At 64.6% G+C, this 25,740-nt stretch carries 24 protein-coding genes and 1 other RNA gene; 17 read left to right on the plus strand and 8 right to left on the minus strand.

Annotated elements, in window-relative coordinates; all coding sequences use genetic code 11:
- Positions 1–190: 190 nt before the first annotated feature.
- From cysD to FG99_RS22115, 4 genes are all read left to right on the plus strand, one after another.
- Complete coding sequence (gene cysD / locus FG99_RS22100; protein ID WP_043272357.1) at positions 191–1,108, plus strand: sulfate adenylyltransferase subunit CysD; 918 nt, start codon at positions 191–193, stop codon at positions 1,106–1,108.
- Between the two features lie 51 nt (positions 1,109–1,159).
- Positions 1,160–1,504 carry a four helix bundle protein gene (locus FG99_RS22105; RefSeq protein ID WP_043272358.1) on the plus strand — a complete coding sequence of 115 codons (345 nt, stop codon included), beginning with the start codon at positions 1,160–1,162 and terminating at the stop codon, positions 1,502–1,504.
- Between the two features lie 60 nt (positions 1,505–1,564).
- Positions 1,565–3,466 (plus strand): sulfate adenylyltransferase subunit CysN, encoded by a 1,902-nt coding sequence (cysN, locus tag FG99_RS22110; protein ID WP_043272359.1) that lies wholly within the window; start codon positions 1,565–1,567, stop codon positions 3,464–3,466.
- 523 nt (positions 3,467–3,989) lie between these two features.
- On the plus strand, positions 3,990–5,207 hold the full coding sequence (locus FG99_RS22115; protein WP_051879119.1) for an ATP-binding protein: 1,218 nt from the start codon (positions 3,990–3,992) through the stop codon (positions 5,205–5,207).
- A gap of 439 nt (positions 5,208–5,646) precedes the next feature.
- Here FG99_RS22115 and FG99_RS22120 read toward each other — a convergent pair whose 3' ends face one another.
- Positions 5,647–6,090 carry a Z-ring associated ZapG family protein gene (locus FG99_RS22120; protein WP_009617861.1) on the minus strand — a complete coding sequence of 148 codons (444 nt, stop codon included), beginning with the start codon at positions 6,088–6,090 and terminating at the stop codon, positions 5,647–5,649.
- Positions 6,091–6,228: 138 nt separating this feature from the next.
- Here FG99_RS22120 and FG99_RS22125 point away from each other — a divergent pair, with 138 nt between their 5' ends.
- From FG99_RS22125 to zapE, 3 genes are all read left to right on the plus strand, one after another.
- Complete coding sequence (locus FG99_RS22125; protein ID WP_043272361.1) at positions 6,229–6,873, plus strand: alpha/beta hydrolase; 645 nt, start codon at positions 6,229–6,231, stop codon at positions 6,871–6,873.
- A gap of 43 nt (positions 6,874–6,916) precedes the next feature.
- Positions 6,917–8,263, plus strand: coding sequence for a tryptophan--tRNA ligase (locus FG99_RS22130; RefSeq protein ID WP_043272362.1), 1,347 nt, complete (start codon positions 6,917–6,919; stop codon positions 8,261–8,263).
- A 95-nt stretch (positions 8,264–8,358) separates the two neighbouring features.
- A complete protein-coding gene (zapE, locus tag FG99_RS22135; protein ID WP_043272363.1) occupies positions 8,359–9,453 on the plus strand; it encodes a cell division protein ZapE in 1,095 nt (364 codons plus the stop codon).
- Positions 9,454–9,822: 369 nt separating this feature from the next.
- Here the strand turns inward: zapE and FG99_RS22140 are convergent, their stop codons facing one another.
- Both FG99_RS22140 and FG99_RS22145 read right to left on the minus strand, forming a co-directional pair.
- Positions 9,823–10,782, minus strand: a complete 960-nt coding sequence (locus FG99_RS22140; RefSeq protein WP_043272364.1) for a hypothetical protein — start codon at positions 10,780–10,782, stop codon at positions 9,823–9,825.
- A 90-nt stretch (positions 10,783–10,872) separates the two neighbouring features.
- A complete protein-coding gene (locus FG99_RS22145) occupies positions 10,873–11,772 on the minus strand; it encodes a GlxA family transcriptional regulator (protein WP_161788523.1) in 900 nt (299 codons plus the stop codon).
- A gap of 250 nt (positions 11,773–12,022) precedes the next feature.
- Here FG99_RS22145 and FG99_RS22150 point away from each other — a divergent pair, with 250 nt between their 5' ends.
- On the plus strand, positions 12,023–13,159 hold the full coding sequence (locus FG99_RS22150; protein WP_043272365.1) for an acyl-CoA dehydrogenase family protein: 1,137 nt from the start codon (positions 12,023–12,025) through the stop codon (positions 13,157–13,159).
- A gap of 197 nt (positions 13,160–13,356) precedes the next feature.
- Here FG99_RS22150 and FG99_RS22155 read toward each other — a convergent pair whose 3' ends face one another.
- Complete coding sequence (locus FG99_RS22155; RefSeq protein ID WP_043272366.1) at positions 13,357–14,394, minus strand: NADP(H)-dependent aldo-keto reductase; 1,038 nt, start codon at positions 14,392–14,394, stop codon at positions 13,357–13,359.
- Positions 14,395–14,638: 244 nt separating this feature from the next.
- Here FG99_RS22155 and rplM point away from each other — a divergent pair, with 244 nt between their 5' ends.
- From rplM to FG99_RS22190, 7 genes are all read left to right on the plus strand, one after another.
- The gene (gene rplM / locus FG99_RS22160; protein WP_009617884.1) at positions 14,639–15,067 is read left to right on the plus strand and encodes a 50S ribosomal protein L13; all 429 of its coding nucleotides are present in this window, start codon (positions 14,639–14,641) and stop codon (positions 15,065–15,067) included.
- A gap of 14 nt (positions 15,068–15,081) precedes the next feature.
- Complete coding sequence (gene rpsI / locus FG99_RS22165) at positions 15,082–15,474, plus strand: 30S ribosomal protein S9 (protein WP_009617885.1); 393 nt, start codon at positions 15,082–15,084, stop codon at positions 15,472–15,474.
- Between the two features lie 262 nt (positions 15,475–15,736).
- Positions 15,737–16,327 (plus strand): ubiquinol-cytochrome c reductase iron-sulfur subunit, encoded by a 591-nt coding sequence (petA, locus tag FG99_RS22170; protein WP_009617887.1) that lies wholly within the window; start codon positions 15,737–15,739, stop codon positions 16,325–16,327.
- On the plus strand, positions 16,327–17,538 hold the full coding sequence (locus FG99_RS22175; RefSeq protein ID WP_009617889.1) for a cytochrome b: 1,212 nt from the start codon (positions 16,327–16,329) through the stop codon (positions 17,536–17,538). Before petA ends, FG99_RS22175 begins: the two co-directional genes overlap by 1 nt.
- On the plus strand, positions 17,538–18,320 hold the full coding sequence (locus FG99_RS22180; RefSeq protein ID WP_009617891.1) for a cytochrome c1: 783 nt from the start codon (positions 17,538–17,540) through the stop codon (positions 18,318–18,320). The genes FG99_RS22175 and FG99_RS22180 overlap by 1 nt, the downstream gene beginning before the upstream one ends.
- Positions 18,321–18,413: 93 nt before the next feature.
- Positions 18,414–19,031: a glutathione S-transferase N-terminal domain-containing protein gene (locus FG99_RS22185; protein ID WP_009617896.1), complete on the plus strand. Its 618-nt coding sequence runs from the start codon at positions 18,414–18,416 to the stop codon at positions 19,029–19,031.
- Between the two features lie 11 nt (positions 19,032–19,042).
- Positions 19,043–19,450, plus strand: a complete 408-nt coding sequence (locus tag FG99_RS22190; RefSeq protein WP_024128168.1) for a ClpXP protease specificity-enhancing factor — start codon at positions 19,043–19,045, stop codon at positions 19,448–19,450.
- Between the two features lie 1,263 nt (positions 19,451–20,713).
- Here FG99_RS22190 and FG99_RS22195 read toward each other — a convergent pair.
- From FG99_RS22195 to FG99_RS22210, 4 genes are read right to left on the minus strand one after another with little or no spacing between them, the layout of a single operon-like run.
- On the minus strand, positions 20,714–21,295 hold the full coding sequence (locus tag FG99_RS22195; protein ID WP_009617898.1) for a BON domain-containing protein: 582 nt from the start codon (positions 21,293–21,295) through the stop codon (positions 20,714–20,716).
- On the minus strand, positions 21,292–21,885 hold the full coding sequence (locus FG99_RS22200) for a phosphoheptose isomerase (protein ID WP_009617899.1): 594 nt from the start codon (positions 21,883–21,885) through the stop codon (positions 21,292–21,294). The genes FG99_RS22195 and FG99_RS22200 overlap by 4 nt, the downstream gene beginning before the upstream one ends.
- Positions 21,886–21,913: 28 nt before the next feature.
- Complete coding sequence (locus FG99_RS22205; RefSeq protein WP_043272367.1) at positions 21,914–22,294, minus strand: YraN family protein; 381 nt, start codon at positions 22,292–22,294, stop codon at positions 21,914–21,916.
- Positions 22,291–24,105: a penicillin-binding protein activator gene (locus FG99_RS22210; protein WP_043272556.1), complete on the minus strand. Its 1,815-nt coding sequence runs from the start codon at positions 24,103–24,105 to the stop codon at positions 22,291–22,293. The genes FG99_RS22205 and FG99_RS22210 overlap by 4 nt, the downstream gene beginning before the upstream one ends.
- A gap of 129 nt (positions 24,106–24,234) precedes the next feature.
- Between FG99_RS22210 and rsmI the strand changes: the two genes are divergently transcribed.
- Both rsmI and rnpB read left to right on the plus strand, forming a co-directional pair.
- Positions 24,235–25,077 carry a 16S rRNA (cytidine(1402)-2'-O)-methyltransferase gene (rsmI, locus tag FG99_RS22215; RefSeq protein WP_043272368.1) on the plus strand — a complete coding sequence of 281 codons (843 nt, stop codon included), beginning with the start codon at positions 24,235–24,237 and terminating at the stop codon, positions 25,075–25,077.
- An 88-nt stretch (positions 25,078–25,165) separates the two neighbouring features.
- Positions 25,166–25,518, plus strand: an RNA gene (rnpB, locus tag FG99_RS30885) — RNase P RNA component class A.
- Positions 25,519–25,740: the final 222 nt, after the last annotated feature.

The raw sequence follows: 25,740 nt of genomic DNA on the forward strand, positions 1-25,740 counted from the left end.
CAGCGGCGCGCCCCATCCGCCCGGCCAAGCCCGGGGCCTTAGTCTCCTGGGCGCTGGCGCGGTCTGACAAGTGGCTATATGGGTATATTCTTTCGGTATAAGTGGCCGCCCGGTTAGAGTCTGACGTTGTGGTAGAGTGCGCCCTCGTCTACGGCCCGAAGGCCGTCCATAAGCAATTCCGTGAGTAGCCATGGTCGACAAACTGACGCATCTGAAACAGCTGGAGGCGGAAAGCATCCACATCATCCGCGAGGTGGCCGCCGAGTTCGACAACCCGGTGATGCTGTACTCGATCGGCAAGGACAGCGCGGTGATGCTGCATCTCGCGCGCAAGGCCTTCTTCCCCGGCAAGCTGCCGTTCCCGGTGATGCACGTCGACACCCGCTGGAAATTCCAGGAGATGTACCGCTTCCGCGACAAGATGGTCGAGGAGATGGGCCTGGACCTGATCACCCACATCAACCCCGATGGCGTGGCCCAGGACATCAACCCCTTCACCCACGGCAGCGCCAAGCACACCGACATCATGAAGACCGAGGGCCTCAAGCAGGCGCTCGACAAGTACGGCTTCGACGCCGCCTTCGGTGGCGCCCGCCGCGACGAGGAGAAGTCCCGCGCCAAGGAGCGCGTCTACTCCTTCCGCGACAGCAAGCACCGCTGGGACCCGAAGAACCAGCGCCCGGAGCTGTGGAACGTCTACAACGGCAAGGTGAAGAAGGGCGAGTCGATCCGCGTCTTCCCGCTGTCCAACTGGACCGAGCTGGACATCTGGCAATACATCTACCTGGAACAGATCCCGATCGTCCCGCTGTACTTCGCCGCCGAGCGCGAAGTCATCGAGATGAACGGCGCGCTGATCATGATCGACGACGAGCGCATCCTCGAGCACCTCAGCGACGAGCAGAAGGCCAGCATCCAGAAGAAGATGGTGCGCTTCCGCACCCTGGGCTGCTACCCGCTGACCGGCGCGGTGGAATCCACCGCCACCACGCTGCCGGAAATCATCCAGGAAATGCTGCTGACGCGCACTTCCGAACGCCAGGGCCGGGTCATCGACCACGACCAGGCAGGTTCCATGGAAGAGAAGAAGCGGCAGGGGTATTTCTAAGCTTGAAGCTGAAAGCGGGAAGCTTGAAGCAAGAGCGGCAGGGATGGCTGCATGGATTTCGAAAAACTGGATGTGTGGAAGCGGGCGGCCCGGCTCTCGGCAAATCTTTATCGAGAACTGGGTAGCCTGAGAGACCTGGGGTTCAGGGACCAGATCACTCGAGCTGGGCTTTCGATTCCGAGCAATATTGCCGAGGGCATGAGCCGGGACGGGGCTCGGGAGAAGGTCAGGTTCCTGCTGATCGCGAAAGGCTCCTGTGCGGAGCTACGAACGCAACTGTACATCGGACTGGATGTTGGTTTTGTGCCGAGGGATTTTGCGCAGACCAGTATTCAGGAAACCCGGGAAATCGCCGCCATGCTGTCCAGTCTGATTCGCGTGATACGCCAAGACTGATACTGCGATGCGCTGTTGGCTTCAAGCTTCCAGCTTCAAGCTTCCAGCTCGGAGAATGCAATGAGTCACCAATCCGATCTGATCAGCGAGGACATCCTCGCCTACCTGGCCCAGCACGAGCGCAAGGAACTGCTGCGCTTCCTCACCTGCGGCAACGTCGACGACGGCAAGAGCACCCTGATCGGGCGCCTGCTGCACGACTCCAAGATGATCTACGAAGACCATCTGGAAGCTATCACCAAGGATTCCAAGAAGGTCGGCACCACCGGTGACGAAGTCGACCTGGCGCTGCTGGTCGACGGCCTGCAGGCCGAGCGCGAGCAGGGCATCACCATCGACGTGGCGTACCGCTACTTCAGCACCGCCAGGCGCAAGTTCATCATCGCCGACACCCCCGGCCATGAGCAGTACACCCGCAACATGGCCACCGGCGCCTCCACCTGCGACCTGGCCATCATCCTGATCGACGCCCGCTACGGCGTGCAGACGCAGACCCGCCGGCACAGCTTCATCGCATCCTTGCTGGGCATCAAGCACATAGTCGTGGCCATCAACAAGATGGACCTGAAGGACTTCGACCAGGGCGTCTTCGAGCAGATCAAGGCCGACTACCTGCAGTTCGCCGAGAAGATCAACCTGAAGACCAGCTCGCTGCACTTCGTCCCCATGTCGGCGCTCAAGGGCGACAACGTGGTCAACAAGTCCGAGCGTTCGCCCTGGTACACCGGCCAGTCGCTGATGGAAATCCTCGAGAGCGTCGAGATCGCCGGCGATCGCAACCTGGACGACATGCGCTTCCCGGTGCAGTACGTCAACCGCCCGAACCTGAACTTCCGCGGCTTCGCCGGCACCCTGGCCAGCGGCATCGTGCGCAAGGGCGACGAGGTCGTGGCGCTGCCGTCGGGCAAGGGCAGCAAGGTCAAGTCCATCGTCACCTTCGAGGGCGAGCTGGAACACGCCGGCCCCGGCCAGGCCATCACCCTGACCCTGGAAGACGAGATCGACGTCTCCCGCGGCGACATGCTGGTCCACGCCGACAACCGCCCGCTGGTCACCGACGGCTTCGACGCCATGCTCGTGTGGATGGCCGAGGAGCCCATGCTCCCGGGCAAGAAATACGACATCAAGCGCGCCACCAGCTACGTGCCGGGCTCGATCCCGAGCATCGCCCACAAGGTGGACGTGAACACCCTGGAAGAGACCGCCGCCAGCGAACTCAAGCTCAACGAGATCGCCCGCGTGAAGGTCAGCCTGGATGCGCCCATCGCCCTCGACGGCTATGCGCAGAACCGCACCACCGGCGCCTTCATCGTCATCGACCGGCTGACCAACGGCACCGTCGGCGCCGGCATGATCATCGCCGCGCCGCAGGCCGGCCAGAGCCATGCCAGCCACCACGGCCAGGGCGCCCACGTGAGCCGCGAGGAGCGCTCTGCGCGCTTCGGCCAGCAGCCGGCCACGGTGCTGTTCAGCGGCCTCTCCGGCGCCGGCAAGAGCACCCTGGCCTACGCCCTGGAGCGCAAGCTGTTCGACATGGGCCGCGCGGTCTACGTGCTGGACGGCCAGAACCTGCGCCATGACCTGAACAAGGGACTGCCGCAGGACCGCGCCGGGCGCACCGAGAACTGGCTGCGCACCGCCCACGTCGCCAGGCAGTTCAACGAAGCGGGGCTGATCAGCCTGTGCGCCTTCGTCGCCCCCAGCGCCGAAGGCCGCGAGCGGGCCAAGGCGCTGATCGGCGACGAGCGCCTGATCACCGTCTACGTCCAGGCATCGCCGCAGGTCTGCCGCGAGCGCGACCCGCAGGGCCTGTACGCGGCCGGCCAGGACAACATCCCCGGCGAGTCCTTCCCCTACGACGTGCCGCTGGATGCCGACCTGGTGATCGACACCCACCACCAGTCGGTGGAAGAGGGCGTGAAAGCGGTCCTCGACCTGCTGCGCCAGCGCGGCGCGATCTGATCGCGACAGCGTTGTGAAAAGCCCCGCCTAGCAGGCTGTGTGAAAACCCGAGCGGCTCTTCGAAGAGTGCGTTCCTACGTGAAATCTGAAAAGGCTTGGCTATTCAGCCAACCCAGAATCCGCGTAGAAACGCGAAATCCAGGTTGTTTTTTAACCAGCTGGACCGATCCGGAGGTTTTCACACAGCCTGCTAGGCGGGGCTTTTTCTTTGGTGCTCGGCGGGGGCCGGAACGCCACGCCTCACGGTGAGCTGTAGGAGCGGACTCCGTCCGCGATTCGCGCGCAGGGCGCGCTCCTACAAGGGGTGCGAAAGGTAGGATGTTGCGCTCCCTGGTTTGCCTGGCCTCTCTGTAGGACGCCCTGCTAAGACGATATTTGGTATCCGAAGGTCGTGTACTGGTTTGGCTACGAGTGCGTGAGTAGTAAGCCGATGGCCATTTGCCGAGGGTAGGCGGGGTGGGGGACTGGAAAAGCATCCAGGTTAATGGTGTAATTTCACCCGGTTTATGGATGAATTTACATAATGTACCCACGCAAAATCCGCCAGTACACGCTTGAAGCTTTGGGTGACTCTCCGGTCGTTCTGGTCAATGGCGCCCGCCAGACAGGCAAGAGCACCCTGGTTCGAACTCTGGAGCAGGATGTCCGCTATTTCACCTTTGACGATCCGGCTGTGCTGGCGGCTGCTCAAGCCGACCCGTTCGGCTTCATCGGGGCGCTCGAAGGGGCGGTCTGCCTGGATGAAGTGCAGCGAGCTCCCGGGATTTTTCTGGCCATAAAGGCCGAGGTGGACAAGGATCGTACGCCCGGCCGTTTCCTACTGACCGGATCGGCCAACGTCCTGCTACTGCCCCAGATTGCCGATTCTCTGGCCGGGCGTATGGAGGTGTTGACGCTCTGGCCGCTGGCGCAGAGTGAAATTGCCGGCCGGCCAATCAGCATGATCGATAGGCTGTTCGACGGGGAGTTCCCGGATCGCTGTGCCTATCAACGCGATGACTTCATCGGGCGGCTGATGGCTGGGGGCTATCCGGAGGCATTATCGCGTACGAGCGAGCGCCGGCGCGAAGCCTGGTTCGACAACTACCTGAGCACCATCCTGTTGCGTGACGTTCGTGATCTGGCCCAGATCGAGGGGCTGACGGAGCTGCCCCGGTTGATGCAGTTGCTGGCCGCGCGTAGTGGTGGCCTGCTCAACGCTGCTGAGCTGTCCCGCGCCACAGGCATTCCGCAGACGACTTTGAAGCGCTACCTGACGCTGCTGGAAACACTTTTCCTGATTCGACAGGTTCCGGCCTGGTCCTCCAATCTGGGCAAACGCCTGCAGAAGTCCCCCAAGCTATTCGTGACGGACTATGGGCTGATGGCTCACCTGCTGGGGGTGAGCAAATCCGGCGTATCAGCTTCGCTCGGTTTGCCGGGTGACCTAGTGGAGGCCTTTGTATATGCGGAGCTGGCCAAGCATCAGACGTGGGCGGAGATACGCACGACATTGATGCACTATCGAACTTCCACGGGGATGGAGGTCGACTTTGTCCTGGAGAACCGGCGGGGTGAGCTGGTCGGGGTAGAGGTCAAGGCGGCTACCACGATCAGTGCGAAGGACTTCAACGGCCTGCGTCACCTGCGTGATACGACCCCTCGGCAGTTCAAGCGAGGAATCGTTTTCTACACGGGGGAGCAGGTGGTGCCTTTCGACCAGCAACTGACGGCCGTTCCGCTTTCTCTGTTCTGGGGATGATTGGCTGAAACGGTTCTTCAGATGCGCAATTGCACTTCTCTTGACTGTCCATTGACCACACATTGCGCCTCCCCTGGCTCGTGGCTCGCTCAGGGACTTTTGCGGGGAACCGTCGGAAATCGTCTGACATTGTTGGGCATCGATTGCAGCGAGCGCCATTTTTAGTTTTTAAAAATCAAAGCCTTACAGTCTAAATGCGTAGATGGGGTGCGTGGTGGGGGCGGCGTAGGACTTCATCCGTGATCCGCGCCGACATCTTCGATCATCGCGGACAAAGTCCGCTCGCTGTGCTCTTTCCATGAATCAGCCTCCGAGTGGAGGGCTGACTATCGCGGACGGAGTCCGCTCCTACAGGGGATGCTCGTCGCCAGTGCCTGTAGGTCGCTTCTGAAATGAAAAAGCCCCGCCATGGCGGGGCTTTTCTGCGGGCGCTGCGGGCTCAGAGCTTGCGCTTGAGGCCGTAGGTCTCGTCCAGGGTGCCGGGGCCTTCGCCGCTCTTCGGCGCGTAGTCCTTCGGCGCTTCCTGGCTGGCCGGCGGGGTCAGGCGCTCGCGGCGTTCGGGGTAGCCGTCCTCGGCGTGCAGGGCGGCCAGCAGGCGCTGCTTGGTCTGCTCGTCCAGGGCCAGGCGCTCGGCGCTCTCGGACAGGTGTTCCTGGACGTCCTGGTAGCTCTGGGTGAGCTTCTTCACCAGGCTGGCGGTGGTGTTGAAGTGCGTCACCACCTCGCGCTGGTAACTGTCGAAGCGTTCCTGCAGGTCATCGACCTGGCGTTGCATGCGGTTGGGTGCGGCGCTGGGCAGCAGGCGAGCGATCAGGAAGCCGACAGCGGCCCCGACGAGCAGAGCGATGACCGGGACCAACCAGGTGGTGAGGGACTGTTCCACGCGAATCCTTCCTCTATAGACGGCTTTGCTTTACGTTAGCGGCTTGCACCTGCGCTGTATACCACGGGGCGAGGCCTCGGTGTCGGCGCGGTATCGAGCTAGACGAGACGACCCGCTTCGGGGTCACGGAGTTGTTGTTTGTCCACCCGCGAAATCCCCCTGTTCATCGATGGCCCGGACGGCCCCCTGGAAGCCCTGCACCTGGACACCCCCGACGCCATCGGCGTGGCGCTGATCTGCCATCCGCACCCGCTGTTCGCCGGCACCATGCAGAACAAGGTGGTCGCCACCCTGCAGCGCATCGCCCGCGATGCCGGCTACGCGACCCTGCGTTTCAACTTCCGCGGCGTCGGCCAGAGCGCCGGCAGCTACGCCGAAGGCCGTGGCGAAATCGACGACGCCCTGGCCGCGGCCCGCTGGCTCGGCGGGCGACATCCCGGCCTGCCGCTGACGCCGATGGGCTTCTCCTTCGGCTCCTGCGTGGCCGGCAATGCCGCCGCGCGCCTGGAAGGGCAGGGCGTGGCCCTGCGTCACCTGTTCATGCTGGCGCCGCCGGTGGAGCGCTTCGCGGTCGAGCTGCCGCGGCAGTGCCCCATCACCGTGGTACAGCCCGAAGATGACGAAGTGGTGACCCCGGCCCGCGTCTACGCCTGGAGCGAGTCGCTGGCTCTGCCTCACGAACTGCTGCGCGTGCCCGGGTGCAGCCACTTCTTCCACGGCAAGCTGATCGAGCTCAAGGACCTGCTGCAGCCCCGGCTCGCGCCGGCCGGCGCCGCGGGTTAACATCCAGGCCGCTCATTTTTCCCGCGCTGATTTCTGGTATCCCATGACGACCCGCATCCTCACCGGCATCACCACCACCGGCACCCCGCACCTGGGCAACTACGCTGGCGCCATCCGCCCGGCGATCGTCGCCAGCCGCGACCCGCAGGCCGACTCGTTCTACTTCCTGGCCGACTACCACGCGCTGATCAAGTGCGACGACCCGCTGCGCATCCAGCGCTCGCGCCTGGAGATCGCCGCCACCTGGCTGGCCCTGGGCCTGGATACCGACAAGGCGACCTTCTACCGCCAGTCCGACATTCCCGAAATCCCCGAGCTGACCTGGCTGCTGACCTGCGTCTCGGCCAAGGGCCTGCTCAACCGCGCCCACGCCTACAAGGCCTCGGTGGACAAGAACGTCGAGGCCGGGGAGGACCCGGACGCCGGCGTCAGCATGGGCCTGTACAGCTACCCGATCCTGATGGCCGCGGACATCCTGATGTTCAACGCGCACAAGGTGCCGGTCGGCCGCGACCAGATCCAGCACGTGGAAATGGCCCGCGACATCGGCCAGCGCTTCAACCACCTGTTCGGCAACGGCAAGGAGCTGTTCACCCTGCCGGAAGTGGTGATCGAGGAAGAAGTGGCGACCCTGCCGGGCCTGGACGGGCGCAAGATGTCCAAGAGCTACGACAATACCATTCCGCTGTTCGGCAGCAGCAAGCAGCTCAAGGATGCCATCGCCCGCATCGTCACCGACTCCCGCGCCCCCGGCGAGCCGAAGGACCCTGACAACTCGCACCTGTTCACCCTCTACCAGGCCTTCGCCACGCCGGCGCAACTGGCCGAATTCCGCGCCGCGCTGCTCGAAGGCCTGGCCTGGGGCGAGGCCAAGCAGCGCCTCTACGAGCTGCTGGAAGCCGAGCTGGGCGAGGCCCGCGAGCGCTACCACACGCTGATCACCCGCCCGGGCGACCTGGAGGACATCCTCCTGGCCGGCGCCGCCAAGGCCCGCCGCATCGCCACCCCGTTCCTCGGCGAGCTGCGCGAAGCAGTTGGTCTGCGCTCCTTCCGCGAGCAGGTGCAGGTGGCCGGCGAGGGCAAGAAGAAGGCCGCCAAGAGCGCGCGCATCGTCAGCTTCCGCGAGGACGACGGCAGCTTCCGCTTCCGCCTGCTGGACGCCGCCGGCGAGCAGCTGCTGCTGTCCAACGCCTTCGCCGACGGCAAGTCCGCCGGTGCGGTGAGCAAGCGCCTGCAGGGCGGCGAGGCGCTGGACCTGCGCGTCGAAGGCAATGCCTTCGCCCTGTGGCTGGATGGCGCGGCCGTGGCGCAAAGCCCCGAGTTCGCCGACGCCGCCAGCCGCGACGCCGCCATCGAGCGCGTGCGCGAGGCCCTGGCGCCCCAGGACTAAGCCCGTACACGGCCATCCTCGACGGATGGCCGATTGCCAAGAAGCGGGGCCGTCGCTAAAGTGTCGGCCCCGTTTTCGTTGCCTTGCTACCGATCATGACGCCCCTTCAGCGCTACCAGGAAGACCTCAAACGTCCCGATTTCTTCCACGATGCGGCCCAGGCCAATGCCGTGAAGCACCTGCAGCGTCTATATGACGACCTGCTGGCGGCCGACCAGGCCAAGCCCGGGCTGTTTGGCAAGTTGCTCGGCAAGAAGTCCAACGGGCCGGTCAAGGGCCTGTACTTCTGGGGCGGCGTGGGACGCGGCAAGACCTACCTGGTGGACACCTTCTTCGACGCGCTGCCGTTCAAGCAGAAGATGCGCACGCACTTCCACCGCTTCATGAAGCGCGTGCACGAGGAAATGAAGACCCTCAAGGGCGAGAAGAACCCGCTGACCATCATCGGCAAGCGCTTCGCCGACGAGGCCCGGGTGATCTGCTTCGACGAATTCTTCGTCTCCGACATCACCGACGCCATGATCCTCGCGACCCTGCTGGAGGAGCTGTTCAAGAACGGCGTCAGCCTGGTGGCGACCTCCAACATCGTGCCCGACGGCCTGTACCGCGACGGCCTGCAGCGCGCCCGCTTCCTGCCGGCCATCGCCCTGCTCAAGGAGCACACCGAGGTGGTCAACGTCGACAGCGGCGTGGACTACCGCCTGCGCGCCCTGGAACAGGCCGAGCTGTACCACTGGCCGCTCACCGAGCAGGCCGAGCAGGCCATGGCCCGCGACTTCCGCAAGCTCACCCCGGAATGCGCCGCGGCCACCCGCGACGACGTGCTGATGATCGAGAACCGCGAGATCCGCGCGCGCCTGACCTGCGACGACGTGGCCTGGTTCGAGTACCGCGAGCTGTGCGACGGCCCGCGCAGCCAGAACGACTACATCGAGCTGGCGAAGATCTTCCACGCGGTGCTGATCTCCAACGTCGAGCAGATGAACGTGGCCAAGGACGACATGGCCCGCCGCTTCATCAACCTGGTGGACGAGTTCTACGACCGCAACGTCAAGCTGATCATCTCCGCCGAGGTGGAGCTGAAGGACCTGTACACCGGCGGGCGCCTGGAGTTCGAATTCCAGCGCACCCTGAGCCGCCTGCTGGAGATGCAGTCCCACGAGTTCCTCAGCCGGCCGCATCGGCCCTGATGGGGGCGTGGTGATGCGAAAAGGGCTGCCGGATGGCAGCCCTTTTTCGTTTTGGGCTCTTCGTAGGAGCGAGCTTGCTCGCGAATGGCATTTACAGGTGGCGCTAGTGCATCCGTTTGGTTCCTTTCCCTCTCCCCAGCCCTCTCCCTGAAGGGAGAGGGGGCCGTACGGCATAAAGCGCAATCTCAGTGCTCATTGCTACCGTGATGCTGCCGGCGAACGCCGATATGTCCGTTGGCACGGACAGTTCCCTCTCCCTTCAGGGCGGGGCGCGCAGCCGAGGGTTAGGGAGAGGGGATCTTCGGGACGAACACCAAGTGGCTGCCGGCAAACCCCCTTCGAGAGCAAGCTCGCTCCTACGAAAAGCGTTCAGCGTTGCGCCGTCTGCGCCTCCGCCTTCTGCAACAACTGCTTCGCATGCGCCACTTCCAATGCCTCCATGGCATTGATCGGCTTGATCGCCACCGCTTTCCTCAACTGTTCCAGCGCCTTGTCCTGTTCGTCGTCGCCATACACATAGCCCAGCGCATTGGCATATTCGTAGTGCCCGATGGGCAGGTCGTCGCTGGCGCGGAAGGAGCGGGCGAAGTAGGTCTCCATCTTGTCCGCGCTGACGCCGTAGGTCATGCGCCCGACCAGCTTGCCGACCTTGCGGATCACCCCGGCCTCGTAGCCGCCGTACAGCGCCAGGGCGAAGGGCTGGCTGGGCTGCTTGGCGAGGATGGCGTCCAGTTCCTTGGGAATGTCGCTGGTGTAGCCGCGCTTGAGCACCACCGGGACCGGCAGTTCCTCGGCCAGCCGCGCCTTGGCGTAGGCGCGGCCGAACTGGGCGATGGGGTCGGCGTTGAGCAGCGGGCCGGCCTGGTCGGTGTAGCTGATCACCTCTTCCAGCAGTTGCTGCTTGTCCGCCGCCGGAGCCAGGAACATGGCGTAGAGCACCTGGGCGAACATCGCCGGCACCTGGCCGCCGACGCCCAGAGCCAGGCCGTCCTGCTTGGCCTGGGCGAAGTCGCCGCGGAACAGCTTGCGCCATACGTCCTGCAGCTTCTCGGCATAGGCCTGGGCTTCCTCGGGCTTGCCGCTGAAGCCGCTGCCGGCGGCGACGGTCTTCGCCACTGCGTCCGGGTGGGCGGCGGCCATCTTCGTCACCCAGTCGGCGTCGGGGAAGGGGTAGCCGCCGAAGCCGCGGGTCAGCCGTGGCCAGGCGCTGCGCAGCTTGTCGCCGGAGTAGTCGAAGGCGCTCTGGTCGTAGGGGAAGGGCTTCCAGTCGCCGGCGGCGAAGGCGGGCAGGCAGAAGCAGGCGAGCAGGACGAGCAGTAGACGGCGCATGAGGGAATCCCGTGTTCTTGTTCTGGAAGGGCAGCCCCGATCATAGGGAGCTGCCCGCAGGCACGGGACCTATCCTATGGATAGCGTGTTTCAGGCCTCTTTCCGTCGGTACTGGTTGCGGTAGTGGTTGGGCGACAGCTTGGTGTGCTGGCGGAACAGCCGGGCGAAGAAGCTGGCGTCGTCGTAACCCACCTCGTAGCTGATGGTCTTGATGCTCTTGCGCGAGGTCGACAGCAGGCTGCGCGCCGTCTCGATGCGCAGGCGCTGCAGGTAGTGCAGCGGCTTGTCGCCGGTGGCGGCCTGGAAGCGGCGCATGAAGTTGCGGATGCTCATGCCGTGCTCGCGGGCCACGTCCTCGAAGCGGAACTTGTCCGCGTAGTGCTCCTCCAGCCACTGCTGGACCTGCAGGATGGCCGGGTCGTGGTGCAGCTTCTGGCCGCCGAAGCCCAGGCGCCCGGGGGTGTAGCTGCGCTGCACCTCGAAGAGGATGTCGCGGGACACGCCCTGGGCCACGCTGGCGCCGCAGAAGCGCTCGATCAGGTACAGGTAGAGGTCGCGGGCCGAGGTCACGCCGCTGGCGGCGTAGAGATTGTCGGCGTCGGTGATGTGCTTCTCGCGGTTGAGCAGCACCTTGGGGTAGCGCGCGGCGAAGTCGTCGAAGAAGCGCCAGTAGGTGGTCGCCTCCTTGCCGTCCAGCAGGCCGGCCTCGGCCAGCCAGAACACCCCGGTGGCCTCGCTGCCGATGGCGCTGCCGGCGGCATGGCGTTCGCGCAGCCAGGGCACCACCTGCGGGTAGCGCGCCAGGAGCTGGTCGAAGTCGCCCCAGAAGGCCGGCAGTATCACCAGGTCGGATTCCTCGAGGGCGCCGTCCACCGCCAGCAGGTCGCCGCTGAAGGCGCGCACCGGCTGGCCGTCGGGGCTGACGATGCGGCTTTGCAGCAGCGGCGTGAGGCCCAGGCCTTCCTGCCTGCCGAAGCGCAGGCTGGCCATGTGCAGGAAGTCCCGCGCCTGCATGAGGGTGGAGGCGAAGACACCGTCGGTCGCCAGGATGCAGACCCTTTTCAGGGAAGATTCGGATTGTTCGGACATCGTTCTTATCATTGTTGTGGAGGGCTGCATTCGACGCCTAACCGGTCAAATGGCGGCTGGATCGTCTTATTTTTTGGCGCAAGTGTCCAGTAGGCGCCGCTCGGCGGGCTGACCTACATTCGGCCCTCCAGCGAGGCGCCAGGAGGCGAGCATGATCCCCAGAACCCTGTTCAGTTCCGACCACGAGCTTTTCCGCGACAGCGTGCGCAAGTTCCTCGAGCAGGAAGCCGTGCCCTTCCATCACCAGTGGGAAAAGGACGGCCACATCGACCGCGCCCTGTGGAACAAGGCGGGGGAGGCGGGCATGCTCTGCTCGCACATCCCCGAGGCCTACGGCGGCATGGCCGCGGACTTCCTCTACAGCGCCGTGGTGATCGAGGAGATCGGCCGTTTCGGCCTGACCGGCATCGGCTTCTCCCTGCACTCGGACATAGTCGCGCCCTACATCCTGCATTACGGCAGCGAGGCGCAGAAGCAGCACTACCTGCCCAAGCTGGTTTCCGGCGAGATGGTCGGCGCCATCGCCATGACCGAGCCGGGCGCCGGTTCCGACCTGCAGGGGGTGAAGACCACCGCGGTGCTGGATGGCGACGAATACGTGATCAACGGCTCCAAGACCTTCATCACCAACGGCTTCCTCGCCGACCTGGTGATAGTGGTCGCCAAGACCGATCCCAAGGCCGGCGCCAAGGGCACCAGCCTGTTCCTGGTGGAGGCCGGCACCCCGGGCTTCGAGAAGGGCAAGCGCCTGGAGAAGGTCGGCATGAAGGCCCAGGACACCTCGGAACTGTTCTTCCAGGACGTGCGCGTGCCCAAGGAGGCGCTGCTCGGCCAGCCGGGGCAGGGCTTCATCTACCTGATGCAGGAACTGCCCCAGGAGCGCCTGACCGTGGCCCTGGGCGCCCTGGCCTCGGCCGAGGCGGCGCTGAAGTGGACGCTCGACTACACCCGCGACCGCAAGGCCTTCGGCAAGGCCGTGGCGGACTTCCAGAACACCCGCTTCAAGCTGGCCGAGATGGCCACCGAGATCCAGGTCGGGCGCACCTTCGTCGACCGCTGCCTGGAACTGCACCTGGAAGGCAAGCTCGACGTGCCCACCGCGGCCATGGCCAAGTACTGGACCACCGACCTGCAGTGCAAGGTGCTGGACGAGTGCGTGCAGCTGCACGGCGGCTACGGCTTCATGTGGGAATACCCGGTGGCCCGCGCCTGGGCCGATGCGCGGGTACAGCGCATCTATGCGGGGACCAACGAGATCATGAAGGAAATCATCGCCCGGGCGCTGTAAGCGGCAAGGCCCTCCTGCGAGGTGCAGGAGAAACGCCACCGTAGGATGGGTTGAGCGAAGCGATACCCATCGCCACCACCGCATGGGTTTCGCAGGCTCAACCCATCCTGCGAAGAGCGCAGTCGGCAAGACAGTAGCTCCTACAGGCGGCAGGCTCTTGCCTGCAGCCTATGGCTTGTAGCCTGCCGCCGCTTTTTTCAGGGCGCCGGGTTCGGCTGGTCCTTGTGGATCGCCTCGATGCCGGCCAGCACTTCCTCGGAGAGTTGCAGCTGGAAGCTGGCGAGGTTGCTTTCCAACTGCTCCAGCGAGGTCGCACCGATGATGTTGCTGGTCACGAACGGCTGGCGGGTGACGAAGGCCAGGGCCATCTGCGCCGGGTCCAGGCCGTGTTCGCGGGCCAGGGCCACGTAGCGGGCGCAGGCGCGCTCGCTCTGCGGGTTGGTGTAGCGGGTGAAGCGGCTGAACAGGGTGATGCGGGCGTTGGCCGGGCGCGCGCCGTTGTCGTACTTGCCCGAGAGCATGCCGAAGGCCAGCGGCGAGTAGGCCAGCAGGCCGCAGCGCTCGCGGATGGCGATTTCCGCCAGGCCCACCTCGAAGCTGCGGTTGAGCAGGTTGTAGGGGTTCTGGATGGAGACCGCGCGCGGCCAGCCGCGCTCTTCGGCCAGCTGCAGGAAGCGCATGGTGCCCCAGGGCGTCTCGTTGGACAGGCCGACATGGCGGATCTTGCCGGCGCGCACCTGCTCGTCGAGCACCTCCAGGGTTTCCTCCAGCGGGGTGAAGTCCTGTTCCTTGTGCTGGTAGCCGAGCTGGCCGAAGAAGTTGGTGCTGCGCTCGGGCCAGTGCAACTGGTAGAGGTCGATCCAGTCGGTCTGCAGGCGCTTCAGGCTGGCGTCCAGGGCCGCGACCAGGTTCTTGCGGTCGTGCTTGAGCTGGCCGTCGCGGATGTGGCTGATGCCGTTGCCGGGGCCGGCCACCTTGCTGGCCAGGATCCAGTCGGCGCGGTCGCCGCGCTGGCGGAACCAGTTGCCGATGATCTGCTCGGTGCGCGAGTAGGTCTCCGCGCGCGGCGGCACCGGGTACATCTCGGCGGTGTCGATGAAGTTGACGCCGGCGGCCTTGGCCAGGTCGATCTGGGCGAAGGCCTGGGCCTCGGTGTTCTGCTCGCCCCAGGTCATGGTTCCCAGGCACAGGGCGCTGACTTTCAGTTCGGTGCGGCCGAGCGGGCGGTACTCCATGGCGTCTCCTCGTGAAATCAAGTGGTTAACAAGGTTGTAAATTCTGCCGGAATCTGCATAATTCGGCAGCCTTTCATCGGTAGGGGATGCCTAGCCTGCCGATTGATACATCTAGTCGTTACGGACGCACACTGACCCGAGCCCCAAATCGTGTCTGTTTCTGGCTGTCCTTGACTTGTCAAGGCAACCACTGTCCAGTAAGATTCGCCGTCTTATTTTCAGGCGGCCCCTGAGGCTATAACGAATGAAAACTTTCACCGCGAAACCAGAAACTGTTAAGCGCGACTGGTTCGTCGTCGACGCTGCTGGCCTGACCCTGGGTCGTCTGGCTACCGAAATCGCTACCCGCCTGCGCGGCAAGCACAAGCCGGAATACACCCCGCACGTTGACACCGGCGACTACATCGTCGTGATCAACGCCGAGCAGGTCCGTGTCACCGGCGCCAAAGCCACCGACAAGATGTACTACCATCACTCGGGCTTCCCGGGCGGTATCAAGTCGATCAACTTCGAGAAGCTGATTGCCAAGGCTCCCGAGCGCGTCATCGAGATCGCGGTCAAAGGCATGCTGCCGAAGAACCCGCTGGGTCGCGACATGTACCGCAAGCTGAAAGTGTACAAGGGTGCCAACCACCCGCACACCGCTCAGCAGCCTCAAGAACTGAAGATTTAACGGGATAGCTCATCATGTCGGCGACTCAAAATTACGGCACTGGCCGTCGTAAGACCGCTACCGCACGCGTCTTCCTGCGTCCGGGTACCGGCAATATCTCCATCAACAACCGCAGCCTGGACGTGTTCTTCGGCCGCGAAACCGCTCGCATGGTCGTGCGTCAGCCCCTCGAGCTGACCGAGAACACCGAGAAGTTCGACATCTACGTCACCGTCGTCGGTGGTGGTGTCAGCGGCCAGGCCGGTGCGATCCGTCACGGTATCACCCGCGCCCTGATCGAATACGACGAGACCCTGCGCAGCGCCCTGCGCAAAGCCGGCTACGTTACCCGCGATGCCCGTGAGGTCGAGCGTAAGAAAGTCGGTCTGCGTAAAGCGCGTAAGCGTCCGCAGTACTCCAAGCGTTAATACGACGCTTCGAAAAAAACGCCCAGCGCCGAGAGGACTGGGCGTTTTTTTATGCCTAGGATTAAGGGGGCCGGTAATTTATGCGGCAAGGTGTCGCACGGTCTGGGAGCCGCATGGCGCAAGGGTTCCAGCTTCCTGCTCGGGGGTAATTACCTTGTCAGCTACAGGGCTTTTCTTTACCATTTGGCGAATTTTTCTGCGGCACAACTTTTACTCTAAGGCCCGAGAAGATAACGGGCTAAAGCTGATGGGAGACGACTGAATGAGTAATGACGGCGTGAATGCAGGCCGGCGTCGCTTCCTCGTCGCGGCCACTTCGGTGGTCGGCGCCGCGGGAGCTGTCGGAGCTGCGGTCCCGTTCGTGGGGTCATGGTTCCCCAGTGCCAAGGCCAAGGCGGCCGGCGCGCCGGTGAAGGTGAACGTCGGCAAGATCGAGCCAGGACAGCAGGTCATCGCTGAATGGCGCGGCAAGCCGGTGTTCCTGGTTCACCGAACCAAGGAAATGCTCGATGCCCTGCCGACCCTCGAAAGTCAGCTGGCCGACCCGGAATCCAAGGCTTCCGAGCAGCCGACCTACGTCGATCCCAAGCTGCGCTCCATCAAGCCGGAACTCGCCGTCATCGTTGGTATCTGCACCCACCTGGGCTGCTCGCCGACCTTCCGCCCGGAAGTCGCTCCCGCCGACCTCGGCCCGGACTGGAAGGGTGGCTACTTCTGCCCCTGCCACGGCTCCCACTACGATCTGGCCGGTCGCGTCTACAAGGGCCAGCCCGCGCCCCTGAACCTGCCGATTCCGCCCTATAGCCTCGATGGTGACGTGCTGACCATCGGTGTGGACCAGGAGAAAGCCTGATGAACAAGTTCATGGCTTGGGTCGATGCCCGCTTCCCCGCGACCAAGATGTGGGAAGACCATCTGAGCAAGTATTACGCCCCGAAGAACTTCAACTTCTGGTACTTCTTCGGCTCCCTGGCACTGCTGGTGCTGGTCAACCAGATCCTCACCGGTATCTGGCTGACCATGAGCTTCACGCCGTCCTCGGAAGAAGCCTTCGCCTCCGTGGAATACATCATGCGCGATGTGGACTACGGCTGGATCATCCGCTACATGCACTCCACCGGTGCATCGGCGTTCTTCATCGTGGTCTACCTGCACATGTTCCGCGGCCTGCTCTACGGCTCCTACCAGAAGCCGCGCGAACTGGTCTGGCTGTTCGGCATGCTGATCTACCTCGCCCTGATGGCCGAGGCCTTCATGGGCTACCTGCTGCCCTGGGGCCAGATGTCCTACTGGGGCGCCCAGGTGATCATCTCGCTGTTCGGCGCCATCCCGGTGGTGGGCGAGGCGCTGGCGCAGTGGATCCGCGGTGACTTCCTGATCTCCGGCATCACCCTGAACCGCTTCTTCGCCCTGCACGTGATCGCCCTGCCGATCGTCCTGCTCGGCCTGGTCGTGCTGCACATCCTGGCGCTGCACGAAGTCGGCTCGAACAACCCCGACGGCGTGGACATCAAGAAGAAGAAGGACGAGAACGGCATCCCGCTGGACGGCATCCCGTTCCACCCGTACTACACCGTCAAGGACATCCTCGGCGTGGTGGTCTTCCTGTTCGTGTTCTGCACCGTGATCTTCTTCTTCCCGGAAATGGGCGGGTTCTTCCTCGAGAAGCCCAACTTCGAGATGGCGAACCAGTTCAAGACCCCCGAGCACATCGCCCCGGTGTGGTACTTCACCCCGTTCTACGCGATCCTGCGCGCGGTTCCGGACAAGCTGATGGGCGTCATCGCCATGGGCGCCGCCATCGCCGTGCTGTTCGTCCTGCCGTGGCTCGACCGTAGCCCGGTGCGCTCGATCCGCTACAAGGGCTGGCTGAGCAAGATCTGGCTGGTGATCTTCGCGGTGTCCTTCGTGATCCTCGGCTACTACGGCTCGCAAGCGCCGTCGCCGCTGGGCACCACGCTGTCGCGTCTGTGCACCATCCTGTATTTCGCGTTCTTCATCCTGATGCCGTTCTACACCCGGATGGAGAAAACCAAACCGGTTCCGGAAAGGGTGACTGGCTGATGAAAAAGCAATTCGCAGCATTGATTCTGGCCCTGGTGCCCCTCTTCGGCTTCGCCGCCGAAGGCCACGGACCGGCCCTCGATCACGTCGACATCGACCTGACCGACAAAGCAGCCATGCAGGATGGCGCGCGTACCTTCGCCAACTACTGCATGGGTTGCCACAGCGCCAAGTTCCAGCGCTACGAGCGCGTTGGCCGTGACCTGGGGATTCCCGAGGAGCTGATGCTCAGCCACCTGGTGTTCACCGGGGCGAAGATCGGCGACCACATGGACATCGGCATGAAGCCGGCCGACGCCAAGGTCTGGTTCGGCGCCGCGCCGCCGGACCTGACCCTGGTGGCCCGCGTGCGTGGCACCGACTGGCTGTACACCTACCTGCGCTCCTTCTACGAGGATCCCAAGCGTCCGTGGGGGGTGAACAACAAGGTGTTCCCCAACGTCGGCATGCCCAACGTGCTGGGTAGCGTGCAAGGCCGCCAGGTTATCGGTTGCAAGCAGATCCAGGTCGTGGAAAATGGCAAGAAGCAGTTCGATCCGCTGACCGGTACGCCGCTGACGCACGAGGCCTGCGACCAGCTCACCGTGGTGCCGAAGACCGGCCAGCTGACCGAAGCGCAGTTCGACGAGAAGGTGAAGAACCTGGTGACCTTCCTGGCTTACTCGGCTGACCCGAACAAGCTGGATTCCCACCGCATCGGCACCTACGTCCTGCTGTACCTGGCCTTCTTCTTCGTGTTCGCCTACCTGCTCAAGCGCGAGTACTGGAAGGACGTGCACTAAGCACAAGCCAGTTCCAAGCGTTGAAGCGCGCGCGCCCTACGGGGCGCGCGCGTCTTTTTACCTCCCTGAAATGCTGTTGCGAGGAGGCCCGGCATGGCCGCAGTCAATAAGCTCACCTGTTACTCCGACCCTGCCGATCACTACTGCCATCGTGTGCGTCTGGTCCTGGCGGAAAAGAACGTCCAGGCCGACATCGTCGAGGTCCAGGCCGGGCGTTGCCCGCCGAAGCTGGCCGAGGTGAACCCCTACGCCAGCGTGCCGACCCTGGTCGACCGCGATCTCGTACTCTACGAGTCGACGGTGATCATGGAGTACCTCGAGGAACGCTATCCGCACCCGCCGCTGATGCCGGTGTACCCGGTGGCGCGGGCCAACACCCGCCTGCTGGTGCATCGCATCCAGCGCGACTGGTGCGCCCTGGTCGACCGCATCCTCGACGATCGTCAGAAGGATGGCGATCGCGCCTTGGCGCGCAAGGAGTTGCGTGAGAGTCTAACGGGTGTGTCGCCGCTGTTCGCCGAGAAGCCTTTCTTCCTCAGCGAGGAGTTGAGCCTGGTCGACTGCTGCCTGCTGCCGATCCTCTGGCGCCTGCCGCTGCTCGGCATCGAGCTGCCGCGCCAGGCCAAGCCGTTGCTCGACTACATGGAGCGGCAGTTCGCCCGCGACAGCTTCCAGGCTAGTCTGTCCTCCATCGAACGTGATATGCGCTAAGGAAACCGATGATGAATTCCAGTCGACCCTACCTCGTACGAGCCCTCTATGAGTGGATCGTCGACAACGGCTGTACGCCGCATATCCTGGTGAACGCCGAATATCCAGGGGTCAGGGTGCCGCCGGGATATGCCAGCGATGGCCAGATCGTCCTCAATGTGTCGCCCACGGCGGTGCGCCACCTGCAGATGGACAACGAGGCGGTGAGTTTCGAGGGGCGTTTCGGTGGCGTGGCGCAGAGCCTGTACATCCCCTCCCAGGCGGTGATGGCGGTTTACGCGCGGGAGAACGGCCAGGGCATGGTCTTCGACCTGGAGCCGCCGGTGCCGGCGGACGACGAGGAACTGCAGGACGACGGCGGGCCCAGCGACGAGCCGCCAAGGCCCAGCGGGCGGCCCAGCCTGAAAGTGGTCAAGTAGAAAAAAGGCGATCCTCGGATCGCCTTTTTCATGCCCGCGCGGTTTCGATGGTTCGCCGCCAGGTTGCATTTCTCCGGTGTGCCAACGTCTACGGGTTATCCGCCGAATCGCGGACAGAGTCCGGGCAAACACAACGCCCCGTAGGATGGTGTTGAGCGAAGCGATACCCATCGCCACGACCGCATGGGTTTCGCCAAGGCTCAACCCACCCGTTGAGGCGCACCTCGGCGCGGCCTGCAGGACAGTTGCTCCTACGGTTCCAGGGAAGCACGGGTGTAGGAGCGGACTCCGTCCGCGATTGGTTTCGCCGGCCACGCCGGACACCTCGGCGGCACGGCCAACGGCGGATAACCGCGAACGGTTATTCGCCCTACGTTCCTGCCAAGGAAAAAGCCCCGCATGGCGGTAACGCTGTTCACTTAAGAAGGGATGCCGTTTCTCTGCCTGGGGGAAACGGTATTTTTCATTTGGGGTTATGGCTTGGCTCGCGAAGCTTGCCCCACTCCGGCCTTAACCTCGTCATTGCCGCGAGCAATACTAATAACCCAGTTGCCTTGGCTTGGGTGTTTCTGCGCCGCACCGAGTCTGCCCGACCGTCTTGTTTCGCCCCCTCGGGCGAGTCCCTTTTGTCAGTCGGTGGAAGGCCACCCCCGCAAAAAGGAACCAAAAAGGCTTGCCCCGACATACGGGCCCGACACAGTCGGGCTACCCTCGCGAATTCCCCCGCCACGGAGGCCCGAACTAGGCGTCCCCCCCCGAGCGTACGTCCCTGTAGCCCATCGGGGCTCTCGCGACCTCCATGTCGCATGACCTCCTGAGCGCGGGTTTCGCTCGGCCTGCTGAAGGGGCGTTCCGGTGCGCTCGGATATTTCTCTGGAAATCCCAAGAGCAAACGCGCTTTTGCTTTTGCTTTTCGTAGGAGCGAGCTTGCTCGCGAACCCAGGGTTCGCGTTCGCGGGAATGACGGGGTGGGGTTAGGCGTTTCAGGAAGACTCCGAGCTCTCCAGCCACTCAGGACAGCCCCCTCTCCCTTCAGGGAGAGGGTTGGGGAGAGGGTGCTCTTGAGTCCTACGCCACCGACAAACCCCGTTCGCGAGCAAGCTCGCTCCTACAGGGGAGACGCCATGCCTTCCGCTGGACTGTAGACGCCCCGGTGGCACGGCCGACGACGGATAACCGCGAACGGTTATGCGCCCTACAGCGGTCGCGGTAGCAAGAAAAAAAGCCCCGCGTGGCGGGGCTTTTTCAACTGGCTGAAGTCGCTCAGTCGATGTACTCGAACAGCCGCACGATCTTCTGCACGCCATTGACGTTCTGCACCACCTGGGTGGCCAGGTCGCCTTCGCGGCGGGTCACCAGGCCCAGCATGTAGACGATGCCGTTCTCGGTGACGACCTTGATGCGCGAGGACGGCACGTTGGCGTCGGTGAGCATCTGCGTCTTGATCTTGGTGGTCAGCCAGGTGTCGTTGTTGCGCGCCAGCAGCGAGGAGGGCTGCAGGACCTGCAGCTCGTTGTGCACGGTCTTGACCTTCTGCACGTTGCGCGCGGCCTGCTCGGCCTTGTTCTTCAGGTCGGCGCGCGGCGTCTGGCCGGCCAGCAGGACCACACCGTTGTAGCTGATGACCACGATGTGCGAGTTGCGGTCCAGGTCCGGATCGGCCTTGGCGACGTTGACCGCGACCTTGGTCTCGATCAGCGAGTCGTCGATGGTGCTGCCGATGGTGCGGGTGCCGCGGTTGTCGTCGATGGGCTCCTCGCGGGTGGCGCTGAGGAAGCTGCTGCAGCCGCCCATGACCAGGGTCAGGGCAAGGAGGCCGGCGAGGGTCAGCGGACTACGACTCATTCTTCACTCCCGAACAGTTGACGATCGATGAGGTCGCACAGGCAGTGGATCACCAGCAGGTGCACTTCCTGGATGCGTGCGGTCACCTTGGCCGGCACGCGGATTTCGACGTCCTCCGGCAGCAGCAGCGAGGCCATGCCGCCGCCGTCGCGGCCGGTCAGGGCCACCACCACCATCTCGCGGTCGTGGGCGGCCTGGATGGCCTGGATGACGTTGGCCGAGTTGCCGCTGGTGGAAATCGCCAGCAGCACGTCGCCGGGCTGGCCGAGGGCGCGGATCTGCTTGGAGAACACCTCGTTGTAGCTGTAGTCGTTGGCGATCGAGGTGATGGTCGAGCTGTCGGTGGTCAGGGCCACTGCGGGCAGGCTCGGGCGCTCGCGCTCGAAGCGGTTGAGCAGCTCGGAGGAGAAATGCTGGGCGTCGCCCGCCGAGCCGCCGTTGCCGCAACTGAGGATCTTGCCTTCGTTGAGCAGGGCATTGACCATCACCATGCTGGCCTGTTCGATATGCGGAATCAGCACTTCCGTGGCCTGCTGCTTGGTCTCGATGCTGGCATGGAAGAGCTGGCGGATACGGGATTGCATGTCCATCAGGTGTGACCTTTCGTCGAGCGTCTGATCAGGTGTCAAAGGCGTTGGTGATCCAGTTCAGTTGAGCGGGTGGGGTTCCCGCGGAGGGCTGCACCGCTATTACGTCGAACCGGCAAGGGTGCCGGGACCAGCGGGCTTCCTGTTGCAGAAAATGTTCGGCGGCGGCGATCAGCCGTTGGCGCTTGTGCGCGTCCACGCTTTCCAGGGCGCCGCCCCAGGCCTGGTGCCGGCGGCAGCGAACTTCGACGAATACTACTGTATCGCCGTCCAGCATGACCAGATCGAGCTCGCCGCGGCGGCACCGCCAGTTCTGCGCCAGCAGGCGCAGGCCCTGGCGCTGCAGGTGCTCGCGGGCGAGCTGCTCGGCGCGGCGCCCGAGTTCCTGCGAGTCGCCGCGCCGTCCGCTCAAAGGCCGCCGTTCTCCAGCGGCTGCGCCTGGCCATTGCGGAATTCCGCCCAGGGCAGCTGGCGCTGGATGCGCTGGTTGGGCGCCAGGCTCAGGTTGCCGGTGAAGCCGTCGAGCTGCATGCTCGGCAGCGCCTTCAGTTCCGGCAGGCGCGGCGCCAGGCGATAGGCGTCGGCGCCCATGGCGTAGAGCCGGCCGAGGCTGCTGGCGGCCTGCGGCCACTGGGCCACGACCTGCTGGCGCAGCGGGTTGCCGGTCTGCAGCAGCCAGGGCGTCTCGCAGAAGCGAATGCCGTTGAGGTCCTGGTCCTGCGCCGGGTTGTTCTGCCCGGTGTAGAGGTTGGAGGTGGCGTAGACCGGCAGGTCGCCGGCGTACTGGAAGGCCAGGGTCGGCTTGATCTGGCGCGCCTGCTGCGGGGTCGAGGCGAGGAAGATGAAGTCGATGTCCTGGCGCCGCGAGGGCTGGGTGTCGACGTTGCTGTCGAGCACGCCCTGCAGGCGCTTGGCGCGGCCTTCGCTCTGGCGCAGCTGGAGCAGGTCGGCGATCTGCTGGGCCAGCTCCACCGGCTGGTCGACGTGCTCGGCGGCGATCAGGGTGCCGCCGCGGGCCTGCCAGTCACGGCTGAAGGCGGCCAGCACGCGGTCGCCCCAGTCGCCGCGCGGCACCAGCGCCACGGCGCGGCGCATGCCGTCGTCCCAGGCCTTGCGGGCCACTTCGCGGGCCTCGTCCTCGGCCGACAGGCCGAACTGGAACAGCTGGGCTGGGCCGGCCTGGGCACTGTCGGTGTAGTTCAGCGCCAGGGTGGTGATGGGCAACTGCGGGCGGTCGCCGAGCTGCTTGACCAGCGGCTTCTCCAGCGGGCCGACCACCAGTTGCACGCCGTCGGCCTGGGCCTGGCGGTAGAAGTCGTCCAGCGAGCGCACCTGGCTGCTGTCGTAGAGCTGGATGGACGGTTGCTGGCTGCCGCTCTGCTGGGCCTGGTAATAGGCGGCCATGAAGCCGTCCTGCAGGGCGCGGGCGACGCCGGCCAACTGGCCCTGCTGGGGCAGCAGCAGGCCGATCTTGTTCAGCGGCTGGGCGGCCAGCGACTTGAGCTTCTCCAGGGCGTCCGGCAGTTGCTTGGCCGCCGGGTGCTGCGGGTTCTGCTGGCGCCAGGTGTCGATGTTGGCCTGCTGCTCCTGCAGGGTCGAGGCGCTCTTCACCACGCGGGCCAGCTCCATCCAGCCGTTCAGGTCGCCTTCGTTGGCCACGGGTTGCAGCTGCTCCACCGGCAGGCTGGAGACCAGGCCCCAGATGGCCTCGTGGTTGGCCTTGCTGGCCTCGGCGTTGAGCAGTGGGTCGACGAACACGCGTTCGCGGGCGGCGGCCAGGGTCTGGCCGTCGGCGGCCAGGGCCTGGGCCTTGACCAGGCCGCTGCGCGCCTGCTGTTCCACCGGCAGTTCGCCCAGGTGGGTGAAGCTGGGGTGGTCGAAGGCCTTGAGGGCGGCCTTGGGCTTGTTGCGGGCCAGGGCGATCTGCGCGTCCAGGGTGCTGGCGAAGATCTGCTGCGCCGGCTTCAGGCTATCCATCGGGATCTGTTCGAGGATCTGCGCGGCGCGGCCGACGTCCTTCTGCTGGTAGGCCAGGTCGGCGGCCGACAGCTTGAGCAGCACGGCTTCCTCGGGCTTGGCGGTGGCGGCCTGCTGCAGCAGTTGCTCGATGCTGGCGTTCGGGGTGCGCGGCAGTTCGCCGAGGTTGGAAGAGGGCGAACTGGCGCAGGCGGCCAACAGGGTGGCCAGGCACAGGGCGGAAAGCGGACGCAGTCGAGCGATCATCATCGGGCTTCTCGTGGCGCATTCAAAAAGAGTCGGCAATTGTACCCAAGGCGGCTGGCCGAGGCGATGGCGGGTGCCGGAAACGGGATACAATGGGGAATTTTCCGGTTCGGCTTTAAGGAGTGCTGCGTGTCCCTCGGTACCTTGTATGTGGTGGCTACGCCCATCGGCAACCTCGACGACATCAGCGCCCGCGCCCAGCGCACCCTGCGCGAGGTGGCCCTCATCGCCGCCGAGGACACCCGTCATTCGATCCGCCTGCTGCAGCACTTCGGCATCGAGACGCCGCTGGCCGCCTGCCACGAGCACAACGAGCGCGAGCAGGGCGGGCGCTTCATCACCCGCCTGCTGGCGGGGGACGACGTGGCGCTGGTGTCCGACGCCGGCACGCCGCTGATTTCCGACCCCGGCTACCACCTGGTGCGCCAGGCGCGCGCCGCGGGTATCCGGGTGGTCCCGGTGCCGGGGGCCTGCGCGCTGATCGCCGGGTTGTCGGCTGCGGGCCTGCCGTCGGACCGCTTCGTCTTCGAAGGGTTCCTGCCGGCGAAGACCGCCGGGCGCAAGGCGCGCCTGGAAGCGCTGCGCGAGGAGCCGCGCACGCTGATCTTCTACGAGGCGCCGCACCGCATCCTGGAGTGCATCCAGGACATGGCCGAGGTGTTCGGCGAGGCGCGCCAGGCGGTGCTGGCTCGCGAGCTGACCAAGACCTTCGAAACCCTCAAGGGCCTGCCCCTGGGCGAGCTGCGCGACTGGGTGGCGGCGGACGCCAACCAGCAGCGCGGCGAGTGCGTGCTGCTGCTGGCCGGCTGGGAGGCGCCTGAGGATGAGGGCATCGACGCCGAATCGCTGCGGGTGCTCGACCTGCTGCTGGCGGAGCTGCCGGTCAAGCGCGCGGCGGCGCTGGCGGCGGAGATCACCGGGGTGCGCAAGAACCTGCTGTACCAGGCGGCGCTGGAGCGCAAGGCGGACTGAAGCGTCGGTTCGCGATTTTAAGACCTTCGTACCAGGCTGGCGGATTGCCCTTGCGGCTGGCCGCCGCTGTCGCTAACCTTGGCGGCGGAGAGTCGATTGGACAGTCGCTGCTTCGTGGTTCGCCACGGGGGGGAGGAAAGTCCGGGCTCCATAGGGCAGAGTGCCAGGTAACGCCTGGGAGGCGCGAGCCTACGGAAAGTGCCACAGAAAATAACCGCCTAAGCGCTACAGCGCCGGTAAGGGTGAAAAGGTGCGGTAAGAGCGCACCGCACGGCTGGCAACAGTGCGTGGCTAGGTAAACCCCACTCGGAGCAAGACCAAATAGGAATCCGTTGCGTGGCCCGCGCTGGATTCGGGTAGGTCGCTTGAGGCGTTCAGTGATGGATGTCCCAGAGGAATGGCTGTCCTCGACAGAACCCGGCTTACAGATCGACTCTCTCCTCTTTTCCCACTTCTTCCCACAACGACCATTTGTCGCGCGATGGAAGAAACATAAATCTTAAGAAGTTGCTTTAAGTAGAAAAGCCCAGTGTTTTGAAAACACTGGGCTTTTTGCCTTTCAAGGTGGCGTCAAAAACGCTGCGAAACCTCTTAAAAGCACGCTAAATCTCCGTCCTATAAGGATTTTTCCCTCCAGCCTCGCCTTGACGGTGGGGAGCGCGC

The sequence above is a fragment of the Pseudomonas sp. AAC genome (assembly GCF_000725445.1).
Taxonomy (GTDB): domain Bacteria; phylum Pseudomonadota; class Gammaproteobacteria; order Pseudomonadales; family Pseudomonadaceae; genus Pseudomonas; species Pseudomonas citronellolis.